At 69.6% G+C, this 21,133-nt stretch carries 20 protein-coding genes and 1 tRNA gene; 11 read left to right on the top strand and 10 right to left on the bottom strand.

The genetic code is table 11. The features are described 5' to 3' along the window. Positions 1 to 25: 25 nt before the first annotated feature. The 3 genes from H4W81_RS42830 to H4W81_RS42840 are packed head-to-tail and all read left to right on the top strand — an operon-like array spanning position 26 to position 2,625. Entirely contained in the window at positions 26 to 1,039 is a 1,014-nt protein-coding gene (locus H4W81_RS42830) for an alanine racemase (RefSeq protein ID WP_192780024.1), read from the top strand. Between the two features lie 8 nt (positions 1,040 to 1,047). Then, a complete protein-coding gene (locus tag H4W81_RS42835) occupies positions 1,048 to 1,428 on the top strand; it encodes a RidA family protein (protein ID WP_192780025.1) in 381 nt (126 codons plus the stop codon). Positions 1,429 to 1,437: 9 nt separating this feature from the next. Further along, positions 1,438 to 2,625 carry a hypothetical protein gene (locus H4W81_RS42840; RefSeq protein WP_192780026.1) on the top strand — a complete coding sequence of 396 codons (1,188 nt, stop codon included), beginning with the start codon at positions 1,438 to 1,440 and terminating at the stop codon, positions 2,623 to 2,625. Between the two features lie 93 nt (positions 2,626 to 2,718). On the opposite strand, the gene H4W81_RS42845 is transcribed toward H4W81_RS42840, so the two are convergent. The 3 genes from H4W81_RS42845 to H4W81_RS42855 form a co-directional block, all read right to left on the bottom strand. Continuing rightward, the gene (locus tag H4W81_RS42845; RefSeq protein ID WP_192780027.1) at positions 2,719 to 3,573 is read right to left on the bottom strand and encodes an alpha/beta hydrolase; all 855 of its coding nucleotides are present in this window, start codon (positions 3,571 to 3,573) and stop codon (positions 2,719 to 2,721) included. Between the two features lie 12 nt (positions 3,574 to 3,585). Then, positions 3,586 to 4,143, bottom strand: coding sequence for a TetR/AcrR family transcriptional regulator (locus H4W81_RS42850; protein WP_192780028.1), 558 nt, complete (start codon positions 4,141 to 4,143; stop codon positions 3,586 to 3,588). Between the two features lie 121 nt (positions 4,144 to 4,264). After that, entirely contained in the window at positions 4,265 to 4,870 is a 606-nt protein-coding gene (locus tag H4W81_RS42855) for a LysE family translocator (RefSeq protein ID WP_192781378.1), read from the bottom strand. Between the two features lie 102 nt (positions 4,871 to 4,972). Between H4W81_RS42855 and H4W81_RS49655 the strand changes: the two genes are divergently transcribed. Further along, the gene (locus tag H4W81_RS49655; RefSeq protein ID WP_318782430.1) at positions 4,973 to 7,708 is read left to right on the top strand and encodes a helix-turn-helix transcriptional regulator; all 2,736 of its coding nucleotides are present in this window, start codon (positions 4,973 to 4,975) and stop codon (positions 7,706 to 7,708) included. Positions 7,709 to 7,754: 46 nt separating this feature from the next. Here the strand turns inward: H4W81_RS49655 and H4W81_RS42865 are convergent, their stop codons facing one another. Further along, on the bottom strand, positions 7,755 to 8,141 hold the full coding sequence (locus tag H4W81_RS42865) for a response regulator transcription factor (RefSeq protein WP_318782431.1): 387 nt from the start codon (positions 8,139 to 8,141) through the stop codon (positions 7,755 to 7,757). Between the two features lie 117 nt (positions 8,142 to 8,258). Between H4W81_RS42865 and H4W81_RS42870 the strand changes: the two genes are divergently transcribed. Then, positions 8,259 to 8,330, top strand: a tRNA-Arg gene (locus tag H4W81_RS42870). 442 nt (positions 8,331 to 8,772) lie between these two features. After that, positions 8,773 to 9,573, top strand: coding sequence for a hypothetical protein (locus H4W81_RS42875; RefSeq protein ID WP_192780030.1), 801 nt, complete (start codon positions 8,773 to 8,775; stop codon positions 9,571 to 9,573). 159 nt (positions 9,574 to 9,732) lie between these two features. Here H4W81_RS42875 and H4W81_RS49660 read toward each other — a convergent pair whose 3' ends face one another. Together H4W81_RS49660 and H4W81_RS48125 are read right to left on the bottom strand one after the other, a co-directional pair. Further along, complete coding sequence (locus H4W81_RS49660; RefSeq protein WP_318782432.1) at positions 9,733 to 10,212, bottom strand: DUF6461 domain-containing protein; 480 nt, start codon at positions 10,210 to 10,212, stop codon at positions 9,733 to 9,735. A gap of 427 nt (positions 10,213 to 10,639) precedes the next feature. Further along, the gene (locus H4W81_RS48125) at positions 10,640 to 11,299 is read right to left on the bottom strand and encodes a GbsR/MarR family transcriptional regulator (RefSeq protein ID WP_420538733.1); all 660 of its coding nucleotides are present in this window, start codon (positions 11,297 to 11,299) and stop codon (positions 10,640 to 10,642) included. Positions 11,300 to 11,497: 198 nt separating this feature from the next. Between H4W81_RS48125 and H4W81_RS42890 the strand changes: the two genes are divergently transcribed. The 5 genes from H4W81_RS42890 (at position 11,498) to H4W81_RS42910 (ending at position 18,803) form a co-directional block, all read left to right on the top strand. Next, on the top strand, positions 11,498 to 12,748 hold the full coding sequence (locus tag H4W81_RS42890) for a serine hydrolase domain-containing protein (RefSeq protein ID WP_192780032.1): 1,251 nt from the start codon (positions 11,498 to 11,500) through the stop codon (positions 12,746 to 12,748). A gap of 317 nt (positions 12,749 to 13,065) precedes the next feature. Further along, the gene (locus H4W81_RS42895) at positions 13,066 to 14,958 is read left to right on the top strand and encodes a CocE/NonD family hydrolase (protein ID WP_192780033.1); all 1,893 of its coding nucleotides are present in this window, start codon (positions 13,066 to 13,068) and stop codon (positions 14,956 to 14,958) included. A 417-nt stretch (positions 14,959 to 15,375) separates the two neighbouring features. After that, positions 15,376 to 15,621, top strand: coding sequence for a hypothetical protein (locus H4W81_RS42900; RefSeq protein WP_192780034.1), 246 nt, complete (start codon positions 15,376 to 15,378; stop codon positions 15,619 to 15,621). A 95-nt stretch (positions 15,622 to 15,716) separates the two neighbouring features. Continuing rightward, positions 15,717 to 18,455, top strand: a complete 2,739-nt coding sequence (locus H4W81_RS42905) for a helix-turn-helix transcriptional regulator (protein WP_192780035.1) — start codon at positions 15,717 to 15,719, stop codon at positions 18,453 to 18,455. A 12-nt stretch (positions 18,456 to 18,467) separates the two neighbouring features. Next, entirely contained in the window at positions 18,468 to 18,803 is a 336-nt protein-coding gene (locus H4W81_RS42910; protein ID WP_225959060.1) for a cupin domain-containing protein, read from the top strand. Between the two features lie 8 nt (positions 18,804 to 18,811). Here the strand turns inward: H4W81_RS42910 and H4W81_RS42915 are convergent, their stop codons facing one another. From H4W81_RS42915 to H4W81_RS42930, 4 genes are all read right to left on the bottom strand, one after another. After that, complete coding sequence (locus tag H4W81_RS42915; RefSeq protein WP_192780036.1) at positions 18,812 to 19,159, bottom strand: DUF1330 domain-containing protein; 348 nt, start codon at positions 19,157 to 19,159, stop codon at positions 18,812 to 18,814. Positions 19,160 to 19,214: 55 nt separating this feature from the next. Further along, positions 19,215 to 19,583, bottom strand: coding sequence for a nuclear transport factor 2 family protein (locus H4W81_RS42920; RefSeq protein WP_192780037.1), 369 nt, complete (start codon positions 19,581 to 19,583; stop codon positions 19,215 to 19,217). Positions 19,584 to 19,659: 76 nt separating this feature from the next. Beyond that, complete coding sequence (locus H4W81_RS42925; RefSeq protein ID WP_192780038.1) at positions 19,660 to 19,806, bottom strand: hypothetical protein; 147 nt, start codon at positions 19,804 to 19,806, stop codon at positions 19,660 to 19,662. 54 nt (positions 19,807 to 19,860) lie between these two features. Continuing rightward, positions 19,861 to 20,625 (bottom strand): MerR family transcriptional regulator, encoded by a 765-nt coding sequence (locus H4W81_RS42930; protein WP_192780039.1) that lies wholly within the window; start codon positions 20,623 to 20,625, stop codon positions 19,861 to 19,863. Positions 20,626 to 21,133: the final 508 nt, after the last annotated feature.

Genomic DNA, 21,133 nt, shown 5'->3' on the forward strand with positions numbered 1-21,133 from the left:
CGGTGCGGCGTTCACCTTCCCGCTGATGGTCGTGAAGCGCGACGCGCTCGAGCACAACATCGCCACCATGGCCGCCTTCACCCGCGACCACGGCATGCTCTTCGCGCCCCACGCCAAGACCCACATGTCTCCCGAGATCTCCAGGAGGCAGCTCGAGGCGGGCGCGTGGGGGCTGACGGTCGCGACGCCGAGCCAGGCGATGACCGTGCGCGGCTTCGGCGTCTCCCGCATCATGGTCGCCAACCAGGTCGTGGACCCCACCGGGCTCGACTGGGCCGCGGCGGAGCTGGCCGCCGACCCGTCCTTCGAGTTCCTGAGCTTCGTCGACTCGCGCGCGGGGGTGGACCTGCTCGCGGAGCGCGCGGGCGCGCGGCCGTTCCCGGTGCTGGTGGAGATGGGGCACGAGGGCGGCCGAGCCGGCTGCCGGAAGTTCTCGGACCTGCTGGACCTGGCGGAGTACGTGCGCCGTGCCGACGGCGTCGAACTGGCGGGCGTGGCCGGGTACGAGGGGGCGCTGCCGAGCGCCAACGAGGTCAGGAAGTACCTGATCACGCTGCAGAACGCCGTCGATCACCTGCGCGCGCAGATCCTCACCGTCGGCGGCAGCCAGTGGTTCGACGTCGTCGGGCGCGAGCTGGTCGCCACCCAGGCCACGATCATCCTGCGCAGCGGCGCGTACGTCTCCCACGACGACGGCTACTACCGCGAGCGCACCCCCTTCAACCGCATCGAGGGCTCGCTCGAGCCCGCCTTCGAGATCTGGGCGCACGTGCTGTCGACGCCCGAGCCCGACCTGGCGATCATCGGCATGGGCAAGCGCGACGTCCCGTTCGACGAGGGCCTGCCGATCCCCAGGCGGGCGGGCCTGACCGTGCTGAAGACGCAGGACCAGCACACGATCGTGCGGGGCGCGCTCGAGGTGGGCGAGCTGGTCGCCTTCGGCATCTCCCACCCGTGCACCGCCTTCGACAAGTGGCGGGTGCTGCCGCTGGTCGACGCTGACTACACCGTTGTCGGAACCATCAACACCCACTTCTAGGAGATCCGGTGAAGAAGGAACTCAGGACCACCGAAGGCGCCGCCCCCGTCGGCGCCTACTCGCAGGGCCTCGTGGTCGGCGACTTCGTCTACACCTCCGGCATGGGCCCGCTCGACCCGCGGACCGGCCAGATCGTCGGCGACGACATCGAGACCCAGACCCACCAGGTCATGAAGAACCTCGGCGCGATCCTTGCCGCCCACGGCCTCACCTTCGACGACGTGGTGAAGTCGACCGTCCACCTCCAGCACCTCACGCGCGACTTCCCCGGCTACAACGAGGTCTACAAGTCCTACTTCACCGAGCCGTACCCCGTCAGGACCACGGTCGGCTCGGAGCTGATGGGCATCCTCGTGGAGATCGACTTCGTGGCGCACAAGAGCGCGTAGGGTTCGCCTGTGGACAGTTCCGTGTACGTCTTCGCCGAGGACCTGCGCAGCGAAGGCATGGAGAAGGTGCTCGACAGGATCCGCGGGTACGGCGTGGGCGGCGTGACCGTCGGCGTCGTCCACCACGGCACCCGCGACGTCACTCCCCACGGGCTGTCCAAGCTCACCCTGCGGCACGACGGAGCGCACTTCCCCCTGCCCGGCGACCTGTTCGGCGAGCTGCGCCTGCTGCCCGCCCCCGGCCATCTCGACGTGCTCGACGGGTTTCGCGAGGCCTGCTCGGCGCGGCGCATGAAGTTCCACGGCTGGACGGTGTTCCTGCGCAACGAGGCCATCGGCGTCGCGCATCCCGACGTGACCGTCCGCAACTGCTTCGGCGACAGGGGCTACCCCACCGACCTGTGCCCCGCCCACCCCGACGTACGGCTCTACGCCGTCGCGCTGGCCAGGGCGGTGGCCAGGCTGGGCGCCGACAGCGTCGTGGCCGAGTCGCTGCACTACCGCCCGCTCAAGGCCGAGCGCTCGTTCGTCCCGCTCGGCCCTATGGACGCCTATCTCATGGCGCTGTGCTTCTGCGACTTCTGCATGCGCAGGGCCGCTGACCTGGGTGTCAACGCCGAGATCGCGCGCGACGAGTGCTCGCGCATCGTCGGGGCGGTGCTCGACGGCGAGCAGCCCGCCCAGGGCGAGGTGACCAGGGCGGCGCTGACCGCCTACGCGGGCCCCGACGTCGTCAACTACGCCCGCGCCCGCTCCGAGACCGTCACCTCGCTGGTCTCGGAGGTGTCCGCCGCGGTCTCGGCCGAGGGCTCGCAGCTCACCTTCATCGACGCCACCGGCGCGGTCAAGGGCTACAAGCACGGCCTGCCCTCCCCGGGGCTGGCCGCGCACGACGCCTGGCAGCTGGGCGTCGACCTGGTCGCACTCGGCGATCTCGTGCCCTCGTTCGGCGTCCTCGCCTACGCCCGCGACGCGGCGAGGGTGGCCGACGACGTGGCCGCCTACCTGCGCTCGGTCGGCAAGGACCGCGAGGTGCGGGCCGTCGTGCGCCCCGGCCACCCCGACAGCGACACCACCGACAGGCTCGTCGCGAAGGTGCGGGGGGCCAGGGCGGCGGGCGCCGCGGCCGTCGACTTCTACGCCTACGGCCTGGTGCCGTACCCGACCCTGGACCGCATCGCCGCCGCGCTCAGCTGAGGCTCTCGAGCAGCATCGGCAGCGCGCGCTCCAACTCCCTCGTCCAGTACGGCCAGCGGTGCGTGCCGGGGCCGTAGAGGCGCGCGGTGACCTTCACCCCCGCCGCCCTGGCCGCCTTGACGAAGGCGCGGTTCTCGGCCTCGATGAAGGCCTCGCCGCCGTCCCTGGGGTGTTCCGGGCATCGAGCGGTCCAGGCTCGCCGTTGCCGCACGAGACGTAGACAGGAATGTCCCTGAGCCTGTCCACCAGCGCGGTGGGGTTGTGCGCGGCGAGGTCGTCGCCCCAGAGCTTGCCGGGGTCGTCGCCCGACTGGCCGGTGAGGTACTCGACGTCCTCGCGGCTGACGTCGACCAGGCCGGAGAAGGAGGCGGCGGCCCTGAACAGGCCGGGGTGGCGGGCGGCGTAGGAGAGCGCGCCGAAGCCGCCCATGGACAGTCCCGCGATGGCCCGCCTGCCGGTGGCGCCGTAGCGCTCCTCGACCAGCCGGCGCAGCTCGGTCAGGTGGAAGGTCTTCCACTGCGGGCCGTCCCGCCAGTCACTGTAGAAGCCCGCGTAGCCGGCCTCCGGCATGACGACGATGACCGGGGCGTCCTCGGTGACCTCGTCGGCGCGGCCGTCGCTCACCCAGGCGGGGCCGGCGCGCCGGCAGCAGCCGTCCAGGAGGTAGAGGACGGGCCAGCGGGTGCCCGGCCGCCACGCGGCCGGCAGCAGGAGCTCGACCGTGGCGGTGGCCCTGAGCGCGGGGGAGTCGACGGTGAGCCTGACCAGCCGCCCGGTCCGCTTCTCGTCGAGGACGGCGAGCCCGCCCGGCCGCGTGCTCGGGACGCTCGCCGTTCGCCCGGCCGAGCCGGTGGCCACGACCGGTGGCGGGGTGGTCGCGCAGGCGGTGGCGGTGAGCGCGGCCAGGAGCAGGGCCGGGAGCAGGGCCACGAGCAGACGTCGGGTCACCGCGCCAGCGTGTCACCCCGTCGCGCCGCTGCCCACCCCGTCGAGCACCGCCGAGACGGCCCGCCTGGCAAACCCGGGCTCCACCGGCAGCCCCCTGAAGACCGCCCGCACCCACACCGCCCCGGCCAGCAGGTCGACGATCGTCATGGGATCGGCTGTCGCGGCCAGCTCGCCACTGGCCCGCGCCCGATCGAAGATCTCCTGCTCGCGCGCGAACCTGTCGGCGAAGAAGCCGCCGATGTTCAGTTCGGCGTGGTGGACGGCGGCGCCCAGCGCGGCCACCACGATCTCACTGGACGGCGGGCGGGTCAGCAGCGCGATCATCCCGTCCACCAGCGCCTCCAGGTCGCCGCGCAGCGAGCCGGTGTCGGGCGGGTCCAGGGCCAGCGCGTCGGCCTCCACCAGCGCGGCGGCGAGCAGCGCGGGCTTTGAGGGCCACCAGCGGTAGATGGTGGTCTTGTTGACACCCGAGAGCTCGGCGACGCCCTCGATGGTGAGGCTCTCGTAGCCGCGTCGCGCGAGCAGAGTGAGGGTGGCGTCGAAGATCTCCCGCTGCTTGCGTGGTGCCATACGGGCGATGCTAGCAACGCACCGTTGCGTGGCGGGTTTTCGCGCAGAGGGCGGCGTTTGCTGAGGAGTGCGGCTTTTGAGCAGGAGGCGCGGCCTTTGTTCAGGCGGCGCGGCCTTTTGTTCAGGCGGCGCGGCGGCCGGTGAAGGCGGTGGCGATGCCGAGCCCCAGGTAGACGATGCCGCTGAAGTAGCGCACCTGCTTCGCCCGCTTGGCCAGCCGTCCGCTCAGCGCCCCCGCCATGAACGCGTACACGATGTCCGACAGCAGCCCCAGCACCAGCAGCGTCGCGCCGAACAGCGCGATCTGCGTCGCGGGGGAGCCCGCCTTCGGATCGACGAACTGCGGGAGCAGCGCGAGGAAGAACAGGATGACCTTCGGGTTCAGCACGTTCACCAGCACGCCTTCGAGGAACACCTTCCGCAGCGGCTGCGGCTGCGCCGTACGGGTGGTGAGCTCGTCCTTGCTGGTCAGCGTGCGCACCCCGAGATACACCAGGTACGCCACCCCCGCCCACTTCACCACCCCGAACAGCGTGGCCGACTGCGCGATCAGGTACGACAGCCCGCCCGCCGCCGCGACGATGTGCACGAGCGTCCCGGCCTCCACCCCGAACGCGCTCGCCAAGCCCGCCGCCCTGCCCTGGGCGAGTCCGCGCGCGGCGATGTAGAGGTGGTTGGGTCCAGGGATGAGGACCAGCGTGAGCGAGGCGGCGAGGAAGAGGAGCATGCGCACCACGCTAGGAAGGATTTGGTCCTGGTATGGGGTCCAATGTGCGGTGGCTTTCCCGGTCCAATCGGAATGTCGCCGGACCATGGCATAGTGGCCGACGTGAACGGGCTACTGATCGGGAGATCCGCTGAGCTGGGCGGCCTCGTTCGCGTGCTCGAAAGCGCCGCCGAGGGAAGGGCGGGCGTGGCGCTCGTAGGCGGCGACGCCGGCATCGGCAAGACCCGCCTGGCGACCGAGCTCCTCGCGGAGGCGAGGAAGCGCGGGTTCCAGGTCATGGTGGGGCAGTGCGCCGAGCTCGGCGACGCTCTGCCGTACCTTCCACTGGCCGACGCGCTGCGCGATCCCGAGCTCGCCGACGCCGTCGCGGCGCGGCCGATCCTCGGCAGCCTGCTCGGCGACGGCAGCACCGCGGCGCCGTCCTCCGGGCTGACCCAGCAGCGCCTGTTCGGCTCGCTGCTCGGCCTGCTGGCCGACATCCAGCCGGTGGTCTTCGTGATCGAGGACCTCCACTGGGCCGACCGCTCCACCCGCGACCTGCTGGTCTTCCTCAGCCGCATGCTGCAGTCCGAGCAGGTCTGCGTCGTCGGCACCTACCGCACCGACGACCTGCACCGCCGCCATCCGCTCCGGCCCGTGCTGGCCGAGCTCAAGCGCCTGCCCTCGGTCTCCTCGGTGGAGCTGCGCCCGCTCAGCCCGCACGAGATGTCCGACTACGTGGCCTCGCTCGGCGACACCGACGCCCGCGAGCTCGGCGAGATCGTCAGCCGCGCCGACGGCAACCCCTTCTACGCCGAGGAGCTCTTCGCCGCCGTGGCCGAGGGCGACACCCTGCCCGACGGCCTGGCCAGCCTGCTGATGTCCCGCGTCGAGGTGCTGTCCGAGCCGGGCCAGCGCGTGCTGCGCGCCGCCGCCGTGGCCGGGCGCCGGGTCGAGGACTCCCTGCTGCGCGAGGTCTCGGGCCTGCCCGTGGGCGAGTTCGAGGAGGCCGTGCGCGAGATCGTCTCGCGCGGCCTGCTCCTCGTCGACGGCTACGGCTACGCCTTCCGCCACGCGCTCCTGCAGGAGGCCGTCTACACCGATCTGCTGCCGGGCGAGCGCACCCGCCTGCACGCCGCCTTCGCCGCGCGGCTCACCTCGCCGGCCGAGCTCGCCCACCACCACCTCGCCGGGCACGACCTCGCCGGAGCCCTCGCCGCCTCGGCCGAGGCGGGCAGGCTCGCCGAGCGCCTCGGCGCGCCCGCCGAGGCGCACCGCCACTACGACCAGGTCCTCGAGCTGTGGGAACGCGTCGACGACGCCGAACGCCTCGTGGGCGAGACCCGCGTCGCCATCGCCATGCGCAGCGCCCTCACCGCCGCCGACAGCGGCGACAACCACGGCGCCATCGTCCGCCTGCGCGCCGTCCCGCCCTCCGCCGAGGCCTACGAGCGCCTGGCCAACTACCTGTGGGAGATGTACCAGCCCGACGAGGCGATCACCACCGCCGAGTCGGCCGTCTCCATGGCCGCCGAGCCCGTCGTCCTGGCCCGCGCCCTTGCCACCCTCGCCCGCTGCCTGGCCTGGACCCACCGCCACGCCGAGGTCGAGCCCATGGGCCTGCGCGCCCTGGAGGCCGCCCGCTCCGCCGGGGCGGTCGACGCCGAGGCCAGCGCCCTGGTCACCCTCGCCTCCGCCGCCGAGCTGCGCGGCGACTGGTCGCGCGCCGAAGAGCTGTTCGCCACGGCCGCCGCCCGCCCCTCGGGCCATCTCGCGATCGACCTGCGCGCCCTGTTCAACCTCACGCGCGTCCACTACGACCTCGGCCGCCTCGAAGAAGCCGCCGAGGTCGCCGACCGCGGCGTCGCCCTGGCCGCCGAGACCGGCCTCAGCTGGAGCACCTACGGCACCGACCTGCGCTTCATGCGCTTCCTCATCCACTACGTCTCAGGCGAATGGGACGCCGCCGAGGCAATGGCGGCCCGCTTCCCCATCCGCGTCGGCACCATCCCCGAGTCCGTCCTCTCGTCCTTCGCCCTTTTCATCGAGGTCGCCCGCGGACGGCCCGGCGTCGGCGAGCGGCTGACCTGGCTCCAGCCGTTCTGGAGCGACGCCCTCGTCACCTACATGTCACGCGGCCTGGCCGCCGAGCACGCCCTGTGGAACGGCGACCCCGCCACCGCCCTCGAACACGTCGAGGCCGTCCTCGACATGCTCGAGCCCAACGACGCCGCCACCCTGCGCATCGCCGGCACGGGGCTGTGGGCCATGGCCGAACTCGGCATCACCGAGGGCGCCGACGACCTGATCGCCAGGGCCCGCTACGCCGCCTCCCACGGGCCCGACGGCGAGCGGGGCGAGATGGGCCTCGAAGGCAGGGCCTGGCGGCTGCGCGCCGAGGCCGAATGGGGGCGCGTCCACGGGCGCTCCGACCCCGACCAGTGGCGGGAGGTCGTCTCGGCCTTCTCCTACGGGTTCGTCTACGAGGTGGCCAGGTCACGGTGGCGGCTGTCGGAGGCGCTGCTGGCCGCCGGTGACCGTACGGCGGCGCAGAAGGAGTGGACGCTCGCCAGGGAGAGCGCGGAGCAGCTGGGCGCCACGCCGCTCGCCACGGCACTGGCGGAGTTCGGCCGCAGGGCGCGCTTCGTCGGCGCCGGATCCACCGGAGGGCTGACGGCTCGCGAGGTCGAGGTGCTGGCGCTGGTGGCGGAGGGGCTGGGGAACCGCGAGATCGGGGAGCGGCTGTTCATCGCGCAGAAGACGGTGAGCGTGCACGTCTCCAACATCCTGGGCAAACTCGACGCCTCAACCCGCACACAGGCCGCCGCCATCGCCCGCCGCAAGGGCCTACTCCCCTGACGCCGGTAAGTGTTCCATCCTTTGGCGGTGGCGGTTTGTGACCGTTTCACGCCCTGGCCATGGCGGCGAGCTCCCGTACGACCTGGATCAGCTCGGCGGGATCGAACGGTTTGGTGAGGTAGGCGTCCACCCCGATGCCGAACCCGCGCCGCTTGTCGTCCTCCTGCGCCCTGGCGGTGATGAGGACCACTTTGATGTGCGTGGTGCCCTCCTCGGTGCGCAACCTCGACGCGGTCTCCCAGCCGTCGAGCCTCGGCATCATCACGTCGAGGGTGATGACGTCGGGCATCACGTCCAGAACCCGGTCGAGACAGTCCTGCCCATCGGTCGCCGTCGCCACCTCGAACCCCTCGAGGGTGAGGTTGACCGCGATGAGCTGCCGAATGACCTCGTCGTCGTCTACTACCAGTACCCTGCCCAGATCCTCGCCCACGGCCGCAAAGCTAACCCTTGGAAGGGGGATCACGTGCGGTTTTCGATGGATGTGTGCCCGGAGGTTTATCGTGGTGACGAGTGGTGGCCGAATACTGGTAACGTTGTCACTCGTTGAGCCCCCTTAGCTCAGGGGATAGAGCACCGGCCTCCGGAGCCGGGTGCGTAGGTTCGAATCCTACAGGGGGCACCCTCGACCAGCCAGGCCAGACATCGTCTGACCTGGCTTTTTGCTTTTCTTGGCGACTATGCGATCTTGCCGCCTTATGACAGCTCAAGACTACCGATGTCATTCGTTGCGGGCAGGACGCGGGCAGAGATCATCAATGAACCCTTTCATCCTGGCGCGACCGGTCCAGCTGCGCGCTCATTTAGTTCAGGCAATAGGCAGACCCTGCCGTCGTAGGGACTCAGCGTGTCGAACGTGGGCCGTACGGCTGGTGTTGACGCCCACGTTCTGGTCAACCGTCTAGATCGACATCGGTGATGCTTGCGGCGTAAACGCTGAGCGGGAGGCGTACAGAATGTGGGCGATCGCCGCAACGGTCTGCTCTTGTGGGGCAAAGCAACCGCGCGGTGATGGGTTTGAGATCACTCGCAGAGATCATGGGCGTATGCGTCGCCTCGGTGTCATGCTCGCCCTCCTGCCCGCGCTCACGATGGCACTCACAACGCCGGCGAGATCCGAGGCCTCCGCGGATGCTTTGGCGCCGACTGCGGAAGCGCTCCGTGAACAGTACGCGGCCAAGAGCGGCGTGCGGTTCACGTCCACCATGCGTGTGCTGGAGGGTGGGGCGCCGACCCGCGGGACGGTGTCGCGCGGAACGTACAGGTTCAACGCCAGCGGCGTATCCGCCTCGCACATATCTGAGACAGAAGAGAAGCGAGACGGATGGGGGGACTACTTTCGCATGATCAACATTGGGAAGCGCAGCTACACCAAAAGCGACATGTATGCACTGCCCCGCGGCAAAACGTGGCTGTACTGGCCCAATGGCGCTAGCTTCCGGTGGGCTGACGACCTGATCGACCCGCTGAGCCCAAGGTTCCTGCGCCTCATGTCGTCCGACGAAGTCTCGACTATCGAAACGTCTGAGTCGGATGGCCGGGCAGTCACGCAGCTCGCTGGCAAGGTTCACATCGGATGCATTGGCACCAAGGCTGCCGGCATCTCTTGGGGGCCTGACGACGGCTTTTGCGTGGGCGGGTGGGTCCAGTGGAAGCTGTGGCTCGGGTCTGACGATCTCCCGAGACACTTCAACGCCACGATCTCCTACGACCAGATAACGGACCCGGGGGGTCAGCTGGTGGCGAGCGAGACGTTCCGCGTGAACACCCTGTACACGAAGTGGGGAGACCGGAGCCGTATCGTGCCTCCTCCCAGCAGGCTCGTTGCCACTCAGAAGGAGTATCTGACTGCCATATCCCAGTGAGGCTCCGATGATCCGCCGCTTGACAGAGGCTTTTTCATCCTGACGGCCTGGTACGGCAGGCCCGCGGAGAACGGTGCCCCCGTGGAGCCTGCAGGAGCGTGCAGGAAGTGATCCACCGTCCGCGGCCAACCCGCGGGGGCCTTGGACGGTGGGTTCTGCTCACCTCGATCTGGGAACGCCTCCGCACAGGTAGGTGGACTCCTCCAGCAGCTGCGGCGTCATCGTGATCCCGGTGAGGCGCTCGGCCAAGAGGAACGCCGGCCCTTCGTGGGGGTCGGCGTTCGGGTAGACGGGGGAGTCGATCCGCTCCAGGGTCTCTGCGAGTTCGTCCGGCATCTCCTCTGAGTAGCTTTCATGGTGCGGGAACTCGAGCTGGATCTTCCCGTCTTTGATCCAGTGGGAATAGCCTTCCTGGTGCAGGAACTCGAACCGGATCTTTCCGTCGTCGATCCAGTGGAAGTAGTCCATGCCGTCGACGTCGAGGTAAAAGTGGGAGACGAGACGGGCGAACAGGGCCAGAGTTGACACGTACATCCCACCTATGAAGATGAGAACGGACACAGGGCGACGGAGCCGCCGATCAAGCACGGCAAGACAGGACGCCTCGACCGCCAGGGCGAGGGTGACGCCGACCGTCACCTTCTGCGCAGTGGCAATATGGCCGTCCAGTTGGTCAAGCTGTGGTTCTAGGGAACCTCATGGCCAGGATGAAGCCCCGTTGGGTGAGCGGCCCGCTGAAGCGAGACCAGATTCACCGCGGCATACAACAGAGGGGCTGCCAACGCGCACAGCCATGCGGCCAAGTGGGAAGCGCCGCAGGTACGGTGCATCCGGCGCCTCATGATCACTGAGGCAGGACACCGATGGTCGCCAGATCCGTTGGTCGTAGGGGGCAGGTCAAGGTGGAGCGCTCGCGGACGAACGACCTTGACCTGTGACGAGAGAGCGGCCGCCATCACGGCGTCGGGAAGAGCGCGCTTGTGGCCATAGGCGGCCCCGTGACGCGGGTCGGTGACGACCGCAGGAACTGGTGGGCCGGCTCGCCGGGTGGTTCGGCTGAGACCCGTCACGTCAGGAGGGTACGCCAGCGGTCGGCCGACTTGATCATGTCCAGGCAGACGTGTTCCAGGAACGCCGACGCCTTGGCCAGCCGCTGTCCCACGGGGCTGTCGAGCCCGTATGTCTCGGCCGCCGCCATGGTGGCCCGGATTGTCTCCATTGTCTGCCGCCTGCCGGTCACGATGGAGTGGTACCAGGCGTCGTCGTCGATCACGTAGATGTCGCGACGGCGCTGCGGATCGCGCTCGCGACGGACGAACCCCTGCTGCACCAGGTAGTTCACCGCGACGGAGACGGAGGCTGGGCTGACCTTCAGCCTGCGGGTCAGCTCCGCCGCGGTACGCCTGCCTTCCTCGGACAGCAGCAGGTCGAGGTGCACGAGCGCGGCCATCCTCGGCACCCCCGCCCCGACCACCATCTCGAGAAGCTCCTCTTCCTTCATGCCACCCGGCGGTACGGCCCCGCGCGGGGGCGCCGGTGTACCGCGCCGCGCCCGCTGGACCGTCGCCTGGTGCGCCTGCTGGGGCCGGTAGCCGTCGGGGCCGCCGTTGCGCGCGATCTCCCGGGTGATCGTCGAGGTCGGCCGCTCCAGCCGCCTGGCGATCTCACCGTAGGACAGCTTGTCGGCGAGTCCGGCCGCGATGCGCTCGCGGTCCTGCTGGGTCAATCGTCCTCCTGGCATGCCGCCAGTATTGTCTTCGCCGCCATCCATTGCAACACAGTCTTGCATTTTCTCTCATCGTCATTGCTCCAATTTACAGTTATTGACCTGGGAAGATGTACTTCTGAAGATTGACACAATTCCGAATGCAACATAGCTTTCGAGCTGCACAAGATACGTACTATCGCGAAGTGAGGACCAAGCATGAGCGCATCCCCCCACACCCCCCAGAACACCAGGGCCCGCACGCCGCGGGTCTCCCGGCGCGTGGCGGTCACGGCGCTGGCGGCCGCGCTGCTGGCCGGGGTGGCCACGACGGGGGCGGCCGCCGCAGACAGCGGGGCGGTGGCAAAGGCCGCTTCCGGGCAGGATCGTCCGGAGCTGCAGAAGGCGATCCAGGCGTTCGTCGATTCCGGTCTGGCCGCAGGGATACAGATGCGCGTCAACGATGAGCGGGGCGAGTGGGTCGGCAGCGCCGGGGTGCGCAAGCTGGGCGCGAGCGCGAAGCCGCCGACGAACGGGCTGTTCCGGGCGGGCAGCGTCACCAAGAACGTCATCGCGACCCTGGTGCTACAACTGGTGGCCGAAGGCAAGATCGGACTGGACAAGCCGGTGGCCGACTACCTGCCCGAGTTCAAGCTGGACCGGGAGATCACGGTGCGGATGCTGCTGCAGCACACCAGCGGGCTGTACGCCTACACCGGCGAGTTCCGCCCAGACGGGTCGGTCGAGCCGGGCATCCCCGCATCGGGCCAAGACTGGGTGGACAACCGCTTCAAGACCTACCAGCCGGAGGAGCTGGTGCGGTTCGCGCTGTCCAAGGAGCCGCGGTTCAAGCCGGGCAAGGGCTGGAGCTACTCCAACACCAACTACACGCTGGCCCAGCTGCTGATCGAGAAGGTCACCGGCCGCTCGATCGGCGAGGAGATGAAGCGGCGGATCCTGCGGCCGCTCAAGATGCGGCACACGGTGATGCCGGGCACCACGAACATCCCCGGCCCGCACGCCCACGGCTACTACCGCTACCAAGACGCCGACAAGCAGTGGAAGGTGATCGACGTCAGCCGCCAGAACCCCTCCATGACGGCCGGCGCCGGCGACATCATCTCGACCACGAAGGATCTCCACACGTTCTTCTCCGCGCTCAACCGCGGCAAGCTCATCTCGGCCAAGCTGCTGGCCGAGATGCGCAAGCCGCACCCCGACAGCGCCGGCATCTTCGGCAGCTACGGCCTCGGGCTGTACGTGCAGAACCCGGGCTGCGGCACCATCTACAACCACAACGGCAGCGCCACGGCGGGCTACTCGGCGCTGATGTACAGCACGCCCGACGGCAAGACGACCCTGACCGCCTCGGTCACCACCGGGGACCGCGTACCCGACCTGGCGGCGTTCCCGAAGCTGCTGGACAACCTCCTCAAGGAAGTGTTCTGCGGCGCGAAGACCGCGCGCTGAAGGGGCCGAGCCGACTCAGTAGACGGGGCCGAGCGTCCTGGACCCCGTCCACGTTGAGGGCGGACCCCCTTCGGTCGCGCGTCAGGTAGAGGGCGAAGCGATCATGCCTTCACCATCGACACCACTGACAGCACGGTGACCTGCCCGCCGCGTTCATGCTGCACCAAGGGCGCCGCCTCCGCACGCTTCGCCGGCCATCGCTGATCCCGCTCATCTGGCCGGCACACCCGCACTGACAGACGCAAACACTTCATGGCGCCTCCTCGGCGCGCCATGACGATGCCGCCAATCGAAGTAACCAGCCCAAAGGAGGGCACATGTCCAACTCTCAACGGCGCGGGCTGCTCGCCTCGGTCGCACTCGTGATCCCGCTCGTGGTCGCCGCCACTCCCGCCGCCTCCGCGACGGAGAAGCCGGAGATCAAAGTCTCCGGCGGGCTGACGCAGCCCGTCTTCTCCTACCAGGACGCCATCCGTGAGCACGTTCGGGTGCAGTCGCCGGCGGACAGCGACGGCGATGGCAAGAAGGATCTGATCCGGGTGGACATCATCCGGCCGAAGGAGTCCGAATCCGGGCTCAAGGTCCCGGTGATCATGCAGGAAACCCCCTACTACGACGACCCGGGCGTCGGCTTCGAGGTGGAAAAGAAGAAGTACGACGCGAACGGGAACGTGACGAAGTTCCCGATGTACTACGACAACTACTTCGTGCCGCGCGGGTACGCGTTCGTTTCCGTCGACATGATCGGCACCAGGCTCTCGGAGGGCTGCCCGACCTCCTACGGCACCTCCGACGTGCTGAGCGGCAAGGCGGTCATCGACTGGCTGAACGGCCGGGCGAGCGCCTACGACGACAAGGGCGATCCGGTCAAGGCCACCTGGACCACCGGCCGTACCGGGATGATCGGCCACTCCTACGAAGGAGGGCTCGCCATTGGCGTCGCGGGCACAGGTGTGCCGGGGCTGGAGACGATCGTGCCGCTCGCGGGTTACACCAGCGGGTATGAGACGTCGCGCAACAACGGCACCCTCACCTGGTTCAAGGGCGGGCAGGAATGGCTGGCCAAGCGGGTCGACCTTGACCCGGACGAGAAATGCGCGGCCGTGCACCAGCGCCTGCGCGAGGGCTCGGACGACGCCACCGGCAACTACAACGCCTACTGGCACGAGCGCAACTACCGGAACGGGCCGATCTCGAAGGCGCGCAACGTCCGCGCCAGTGTCTTCTCGGTGATGGGAATGCAGGACCGGCAGGTGGTGGGCAGCCAGTTCTCCGAGTGGTGGGCCATGCTGCCCCGCACCGTGCAGCGCAAGGCGTGGGTGACGCAGTACGGGCACCTCGACCCGTTCTGGGCCCGCCGCGAGGTGTGGCTCACCACCCTGAACAAGTGGTTCGACCACGAACTGATGGGCGTGGCCAACGACATCATGCGCCAGCCGCACGTCGACGTGCAGCTCGGCCCTGGCCGCTGGGTCACCCAGGCCGACTGGCCGGCGCGCACGCGGACAACCATCCTGCGGCCGCAGCAGGACGGCCTGCTGGGCCGCAAGCCCTCCAGCGGCACCGGCAGCTACCTCGACACCGCCCAGACCGAGATCGCGATGGCCGCCGACCCCGCCACCACCAACCCGAACCGGCTGGCCTTCCTGACCCTGCCGCTGAAGAACGCGATAAGGGTGTCCGGAACGCCGTCGGTGAGCCTGCGCCTGAAGCTGGACAAGCCGACCGCCAACCTGGGCGTCCTGCTCGTCGACTACGGCACCGACACCCGCATCAACTACCGCGAACGCGGCGCGGCGTCCGCGGAAGGCCTCAAGTTCAGCGGTGGCGAAGACTGCGTCGGCCAGAGCACGGCCGATGACGACGGCTGCTACCTCAAAGCCGGGGACAACACGGCAACCTCCGGCTACAACGTGGTCACCCGCGGCATCCTGGACGCCCAGAACCACAAGTCGCTCAGCCGCTCCACACCGCTGACGCCGGGCAAGCCGTACCAGATCACCTGGAAGATGTTCCCGCAGGACTACGAGTTCAAGGCCGGACACCGCCTCGGCCTGGTGCTGACCGGAGCCAACGACGACTTCAACCTCGACGCGAGCGGCACCGGCGGTGGGGACGACGTCGAACCCGGCACCGGAGCCAAGGTCACCATCGACCTGGCCGGCACCTCGATTTCGCTGCCCCTGGTCAACGGCACATCCATCAAGTAGCAGCAAGATCGACGTTCGCGGACGGCCGCAGCCGCCGTTGGCCGCGACCGTACGCATGACGTCTCAAGCACGGCACCGTTCCTCCGCCCTCGCTGACGCCTCCACTCCGCTCGACGGGCAAGCCGGAACTGCTGAATCAGGCGGGTCTCCAGGCCTTGAAGAGCGACAACGCCCGGAGAGCGTTGCCGCAACCATGGTTACGTCAACGTCGAGGCCGGTATCCACCCGTTCAGATGATTGAGGTAGCGGTGCAATGGTCTCGTGCTTGCCGACGCGAGTCGCCAACCTCCGGACGAGCAGACTCCGCATCGCCGAGATCCGTGGCACGCAGGCACCCGCAGTGCCGAGCGATGAAAGCCCCATCCCACAGTGAGATCATCGCGAGTTTCCGTACTTGACCCTCCGCGGGTCCGTGCGATGAGCCCCAAAGTGGTGCTCGAGCACGCCTGGAGCTCCGCCAGGCAGGACCTGGCCAGGGCGGTGGCGGCCTGGGAGGAGGAGCTGCCGCCGGTCCAGGCGTGGCGCAACCGCTGGACGCTCGGGTCGCGGCAACTACGCTACGGGCGTGACGGCCGCTGGTGCCCGTTCGCCGAGCGGGCGGGCGAATGGTGGCCCTCAGGCGCGCAAGAGCGCGAGCCGGCCGCCCTGGTGGACCAGGGCTGACGTGGGCATCCTTCCGACCTGGCGGCGATCCAGCACATAACCAGGTGCTGACCGGCCCGTACGGGACAATCCCGGACGAATGCCAAGATGGGGTCATGGGCGCGGGGGAACTGCACGGGCGAAAGGCCGAAGAGGACACGATCGCCGAACTGCTGGCAGGAGCCCGGGCGGGCACCAGCTCGTCTCTGGTGCTGCGCGGCGAGCCGGGCATCGGCAAGACGGCGTTGCTCGACCACGCCGCCGCGGCGGCCGGTGGTATGCGGCTGGTGCGCGGTACAGGGGTCGAGTTCGAGGCGGAGTTGCCGTTCTCAGGGCTGCAGTTGTTGCTGCGCCCGGCCCTCGGATCCCTCGCCGCGCTGCCCGGCCCGCAGCGTGAGGCTCTGGAGGCGGCGTTCGGGCTCGGGCCGGCGGCCGGCTCAGAGCCGATGCTGGTGGGACTGGCGGTGCTCTCCCTGCTGGCGGAACACGCGAACGAGACGGGGCTGCTCTGCCTCGTCGACGACGCGCAGTGGCTCGACCGGGCGTCGCGGGACGCGCTCCTGTTCGCCGCCCGGCGCCTGCACGCCGAGGGCGTGGTCATGATCTTCGCAGCCAGGGACGGCGAGGGATCCTTCCCCGCCCCAGGCCTTCCGGAGTCACGCCTGTCCGGGCTGGCCCCTGAGGTGGCCGCGGCCCTGCTCGACCGGCATTCACTCGCGCCCGCCGTGCGCTACCGCCTGCTCGCCGAGGCTGGCGGCAACCCGCTGGCCCTACTGGAGCTGCCGGTCGCCCTGGCCGCCGAAGGCGGCAGCGCGTTCTCGCCAGGGGCGCTCCCCCTCACCAGTCGCCTGCAACTGGCCTTCCACGGCCAGGTCAGCCGGATGTCCGAGGCCTGCCAGAGCCTGCTCCTGGTGGCGGCGGCCGACGAGACCGGCGAGCTCACCGTGATCCTGCGTGCCGCCGCCGCGCTGGGAGCGGCCGTTGAGGACCTGTCCCCCGCCGAGCGGGCCGGCCTGGTGCTCCGCGGCGACGCCGACGGCACCACGATCCGCTTCCGCCATCCGCTGATCCGCGCCGCCGTCTACCAGCGAGCACCGCTCGGGCAACGCCTTGCCGCCCACCGCGCGCTCGCCGCCGCCCTCGGCTCGCCCGAGCACGCAGACCGCCGGGCCTGGCATCTGGCGGCCGCCGCCACCGGCGCCGACGAGGAGGCCGCCGCCGCGCTGGAACGCACCGCCGCCCGCGCCCGCGAACGCAGCGGCCACGAGGCGGCCGCCGCGGCGTACGAACGGGCCGCCCGCCTGAGCGTCGAGCCCGGCGCCAGGGCTCACCGCGAGGCCCTGGCGGCGGAGGCGGCACTGGAGGCTGGTGATCTGGAGCGAGCCAGAGCCCTCGGCGGCCGCGCGGCCCGGCGGTTGAACGGGGCCCCGGCGGTGAATGCGCGGATCGCGCACGTACGCGCGCTCGCGGACTTCTGGCAGGGCTCCTACTCCGCCGCCCACCGGTTGCTGCTCGACGGCGCCGGGCTCATCCGCGACACCGATCCAGGCCAGGCTGCCGTGCTGCTGATCCAGGCCGTGCACACCTCCTGGTACCTGGGGGAACAGCAGCTCGCGGCAACGCTGGAACGGCTGATCGCGCTGCCGTTGGACGACGCGGATCCACTCGCGCCGGTGGGGCCCTACCTCGTCCACCTCGACCGGAACCGGTCCGATAGGCCGCCGCCGCTGGGCGACACCCTCGCGGCGGTGCGGCGGCGGGGCCGTACCCCCGACCAGGTGTTGATGATCCTCTGTGGCGCGGCACTCGCGCTGGGCCAGGACGCCGACGCCTACGAGCTGGCAACCTCGCTCGCCGCCGGGCACCGCGCCAGGGGCGGCGCCGGGCGGCTGCCGACGGTGCTGTTCTTCGTGGTCGAGGGCGAGGTGTTCACCGGACGGCACCTGGACGCGCTCGCCACGGCGACCGAGGCGCTGGGGCTCGCCCGCGACACCGGACAGCAGCAGTGGGTCAGCCAGTTCAGCAGCGTGCTCGCCTACCTCGCCGCGGCCAAGGGAGAGGAGGCCGCCTGTCGGCGCAACGCCGAGGAGGGGCTGGCGGGGGCCACCGCCGGAACCATCTCCCCTGGTGCGCCGTGGGCGCACTGGTCGCTCGGCCTGCTGGACCTCGGCCTCGGCCGCGCCGAGGCGGCGCTCGCCCGCTTCGAGCGCCTGACCCGCGAGCCGATGCGCCATCACATCTGCGCCACCCGTTCCATTCCCGACCTGGTGGAGTCGGCCGTACGAGTGGGGGCGCAGGAACGCGCCGCCGAGCCTCTGGCGCGCTTCGAGCGGTGGGCCGCGTCGGTCAGGCAGCCGTGGGCCGACGCGCTCGTCATGCGCTGCCGTGGGCTGCTCACCGCCGACGACCGGGCCGAGGCGTTCTACACGGCGGCCCTCGAACTGCACGACCAGGACGGCCGCGCGCTGGAGTACGCCAGGACTGCGCTGCTCTACGGCGAATGGCTGCGCAGGGCTCGGCGGAAGGCCGAGGCGCGCGGGCCGCTGAACGAGGCCCTGGAGGTCTTCGACTGGCTCGGCATGCGGCCGTGGGCCGAACGCGCTCGCGGCGAGCTCACCGCGAGCGGCGCCCAGGACCAGGGCCCCAGGCCCGCCGAAGGCGTGGCGGCCGGCCTCACTCCGCAGGAACTGCAGATCGCCAGGCTCGCCGCGCAGGGCCTGTCCAACCGCGACATCGCGGCGCAGCTCTTCCTCAGCCACCGGACGGTCGGCTACCACCTCTACAAGGCCTATCCCAAGCTCGGCGTCGCATCCCGGAGCGAGCTCAAGGATTTCGCCGATCAACTGGGGCTGTGAAATCCTGCCTCAATGATGGAGCAGGTGCTACCGGGGCAAATTCTCCCCGTTGACGTCGATGAGGTCACGCCGATCGAGCTGGGCCCCGGTGTCCACGTACGGATGCTCCCGGGCATGCCGGGGATCAGGACGTGGGTGATCGACCTCGCTCCGGGCGTCGAATGGCCGGACCTCGATGTCCATGAGACCTACGGCGAGGCGTACTTCGTCGTGAGCGGCGAGCTCATCGAGGGCGACCGCACCCACGGACCGGGCACCTACGTCGCCTTCGGGCCCAAGACGAGCCACCGGCCCCGTACTGAGACCGGTGTGCGCGCCTTCGGCTTCAACTACGACGTCACCGCTTGACCTGGCCGCTACTCGGCGGGCAGTGCCTCGCGCATCGCCTTTACGGTGGCAGCCGGGTCGTAGCCCTCGGGGACGCCTTCTACCAGAATGATGTCGCCCTCGATGTGCCGCGAGCGCAGCGGTGCGATCTCCCGGTACGTGGGTGAGTCCCACCAGGCCCGCGCCTCGGCGATCCCGGGGAAGCCGATCATCACGACGCTCCCGGGCCAGCTGCCCTCCTTCACCTCGTGTTGCGTGACGTGCACGAGGTAGCGGCCGCCGTGCGGCTCGAAGGTCCCGGGCAGGCGCTCGATGTACTCGGCGATCTCCGGGTGCGGAGCGGCGTCCTGCAGGTGAGCGATGACGTAGGCGGTCATGGTTCCTCCTTTGTTCCTGGATGAGCGGTACAAACCGGCCGTCTCCCCGAGATGTTCAGACTCCGGCCGGCACCTTGTCGAGGAAGCCGAGCACCTGGCTGATCCGCCCGTCGTCACCGATCACCGCGACGTCGAAGCCGATGACGATCGGCTCGGCGCCCTCAGGTCCGAGGTGCCAGGTGAACCGCGCGATGTTGTGGTGGGCGTCCACGGCGTCGCCGAGGCTGAAGACCAGCCCGCCGAACTGCCCCTGGACCGCCGCGATGGTGGCGTCGAGCCCGTCCCTGCCCTTGACGGAGACCAGCGGGTCGGTGTACACCGCGTCCTCGGCGAAGACCTCCGCCAGCACGGCCTGCCGCGCGGCGGCGTCGGTCTCGTTCCACGCGGTGAGGTAGCGCTGGACCAGCTCGTTCATGTCGCTCATGGCTGTCTCCTCAGTGGTCGTTCTCTCTTGTGACCACCAAATTACGCAGACGGGAACGACGGGGAATCTGACGCGCTTAGGTACTTTCGCCCTCCGAAGGGAGTTCGCCTGCCTTGCTGAGCCGGTCGTAGATCAGACAGATCGCGCCGGACTCGGTGGTCGAAAGGTCGGTGAGCGACCAGGACGTGGCGGGCAGGACGTCGTCGAAGCTGATCGGCGACATTCGGGAGTTTTTCCGCGAGGTCTTTCCAGGTCAGTTACCAGGAGCGCAGCCTGCTCAAGGCTCGCGAGGAAAACGGTCGCTCTCTGTGGCAGGCGCCGACGAAGGTGGCAGGTCTGCATCGCTGGACGCCAGCAGCCGTCGTAGCGTCGGTGACGACTGCAGGACGTGGGAGAACATCAGGTCGAGTGGGGCGGCGGGATCGGGGGCGGGCCGATCGAAATTGCGCGCGTGCCATGCCGCGATCTGCTCGGCGAATCCGGGCAGCCGCGGATCGGTGGGCGGCCAGCCCAGGGCAAAGGACATCGTGCGATACAGCTCGACGAAGGCCGGATCGTCGAGCGCGGCGTTCTTGGCGGCCAGCCATTGGGGTATGGCATGAGGCGTCTGGGCCGCAGCCATGATCCAGACATCGCGTTCCAGAAGCACCAGGCTCTCACCGACGCCCAGGGCGCGTTCACGATCGAGCAGCTGCACGACCTCGGCTGGCAGAAACAGCCGATCTCCGGCGGCCAGCTCGGAGATCCGCTTGCGGCGTTCGCGAAGCTGCTCCATCTTCTCCGCGAGCGAGCGGTCGATCTCGGTGACGGCCTCGGCGAACTGCCCGGGCCCGGCGTGCAAGAGATCGTCGATGCGGGCGAGCGGGACGCCGGCATCGGCCAGGGTCTTGATCCGGATCAGGTCCACCACGGCGGCGGCGTCGTAGCGGCGGTATCCGGAGGCGTCTTGCTCGGGTTCGGCCAGCAAGCCGAGATGGTGATAGTGGCGCACCGCGCGCACGGTCACGCCGGCGTGCGCGGCGAGCTGGCCGATGGTGAGCACCCTTACTTCCTTTCCTGCCGCGTGATCGTAGTACGCGAGGCCTTCGGGTACGGCTGACGCGCCAGCCGTACCCGAAAAGACCTCCGATCACCTCGTGTCGCACATCAGGTGGTCCATCGCGTCATTGATGAGCTTCTCCACCGGCAGCGCGTTCTCGTTGGGCGCCCACAACGTCGTGAGCACGACCATCCCGCGGCGGCCGTCCTCGGAGAAGCCGCTGTGCGTGGTGTGACCGGGAGTGTTTCCCGCGTGACCCCAGTAGGTGCCGCACGGCGATCGGAACTGCCCGATTCCCAGGCGGCAGTTGGACCATCCGGCCGGAATTGAACGATAAGCCTCCGTCGCAGGTCAGGGGGTTGCGGGGCGAGGCGTCGCCGACAGCGTCTCCACCGAGAATACGATCGCCTCGCCGGCCAGTCGGTCCTCGGGCTCCTTCAGCGGACTGCGGGCCACAGCTCACCTTTCGGCCCTCAGCGTCGGCTGGCTAAAGAAGCCAGCAGCTCAACCC

The sequence above is a fragment of the Nonomuraea africana genome, from assembly GCF_014873535.1.
In the GTDB taxonomy this organism is placed as follows: domain Bacteria; phylum Actinomycetota; class Actinomycetes; order Streptosporangiales; family Streptosporangiaceae; genus Nonomuraea; species Nonomuraea africana.

Bases quoted from the DNA above. Each gene is read 5' to 3' on its own strand.
- H4W81_RS42830 (WP_192780024.1), top strand. From the start codon at position 26: ATGGTCGTGAAGCGCGACGCGCTCGAGCACAACATCGCCACCATGGCC.
- H4W81_RS42850 (WP_192780028.1), bottom strand. From the start codon at position 4,143: ATGGCACCACGCAAGCAGCGGGAGATCTTCGACGCCACCCTCACTCTG.
- H4W81_RS42855 (WP_192781378.1), bottom strand. From the start codon at position 4,870: ATGCTCCTCTTCCTCGCCGCCTCGCTCACGCTGGTCCTCATCCCTGGA.
- H4W81_RS42875 (WP_192780030.1), top strand. From the start codon at position 8,773: ATGCTCGCCCTCCTGCCCGCGCTCACGATGGCACTCACAACGCCGGCG.
- H4W81_RS42890 (WP_192780032.1), top strand. From the start codon at position 11,498: ATGAGCGCATCCCCCCACACCCCCCAGAACACCAGGGCCCGCACGCCG.
- H4W81_RS42895 (WP_192780033.1), top strand. From the start codon at position 13,066: ATGTCCAACTCTCAACGGCGCGGGCTGCTCGCCTCGGTCGCACTCGTG.
- H4W81_RS42900 (WP_192780034.1), top strand. From the start codon at position 15,376: ATGAGCCCCAAAGTGGTGCTCGAGCACGCCTGGAGCTCCGCCAGGCAG.
- H4W81_RS42905 (WP_192780035.1), top strand. From the start codon at position 15,717: ATGGGCGCGGGGGAACTGCACGGGCGAAAGGCCGAAGAGGACACGATC.
- H4W81_RS42910 (WP_225959060.1), top strand. From the start codon at position 18,468: ATGATGGAGCAGGTGCTACCGGGGCAAATTCTCCCCGTTGACGTCGAT.
- H4W81_RS42915 (WP_192780036.1), bottom strand. From the start codon at position 19,159: ATGACCGCCTACGTCATCGCTCACCTGCAGGACGCCGCTCCGCACCCG.
- H4W81_RS42920 (WP_192780037.1), bottom strand. From the start codon at position 19,583: ATGAGCGACATGAACGAGCTGGTCCAGCGCTACCTCACCGCGTGGAAC.
- H4W81_RS42925 (WP_192780038.1), bottom strand. From the start codon at position 19,806: ATGTCGCCGATCAGCTTCGACGACGTCCTGCCCGCCACGTCCTGGTCG.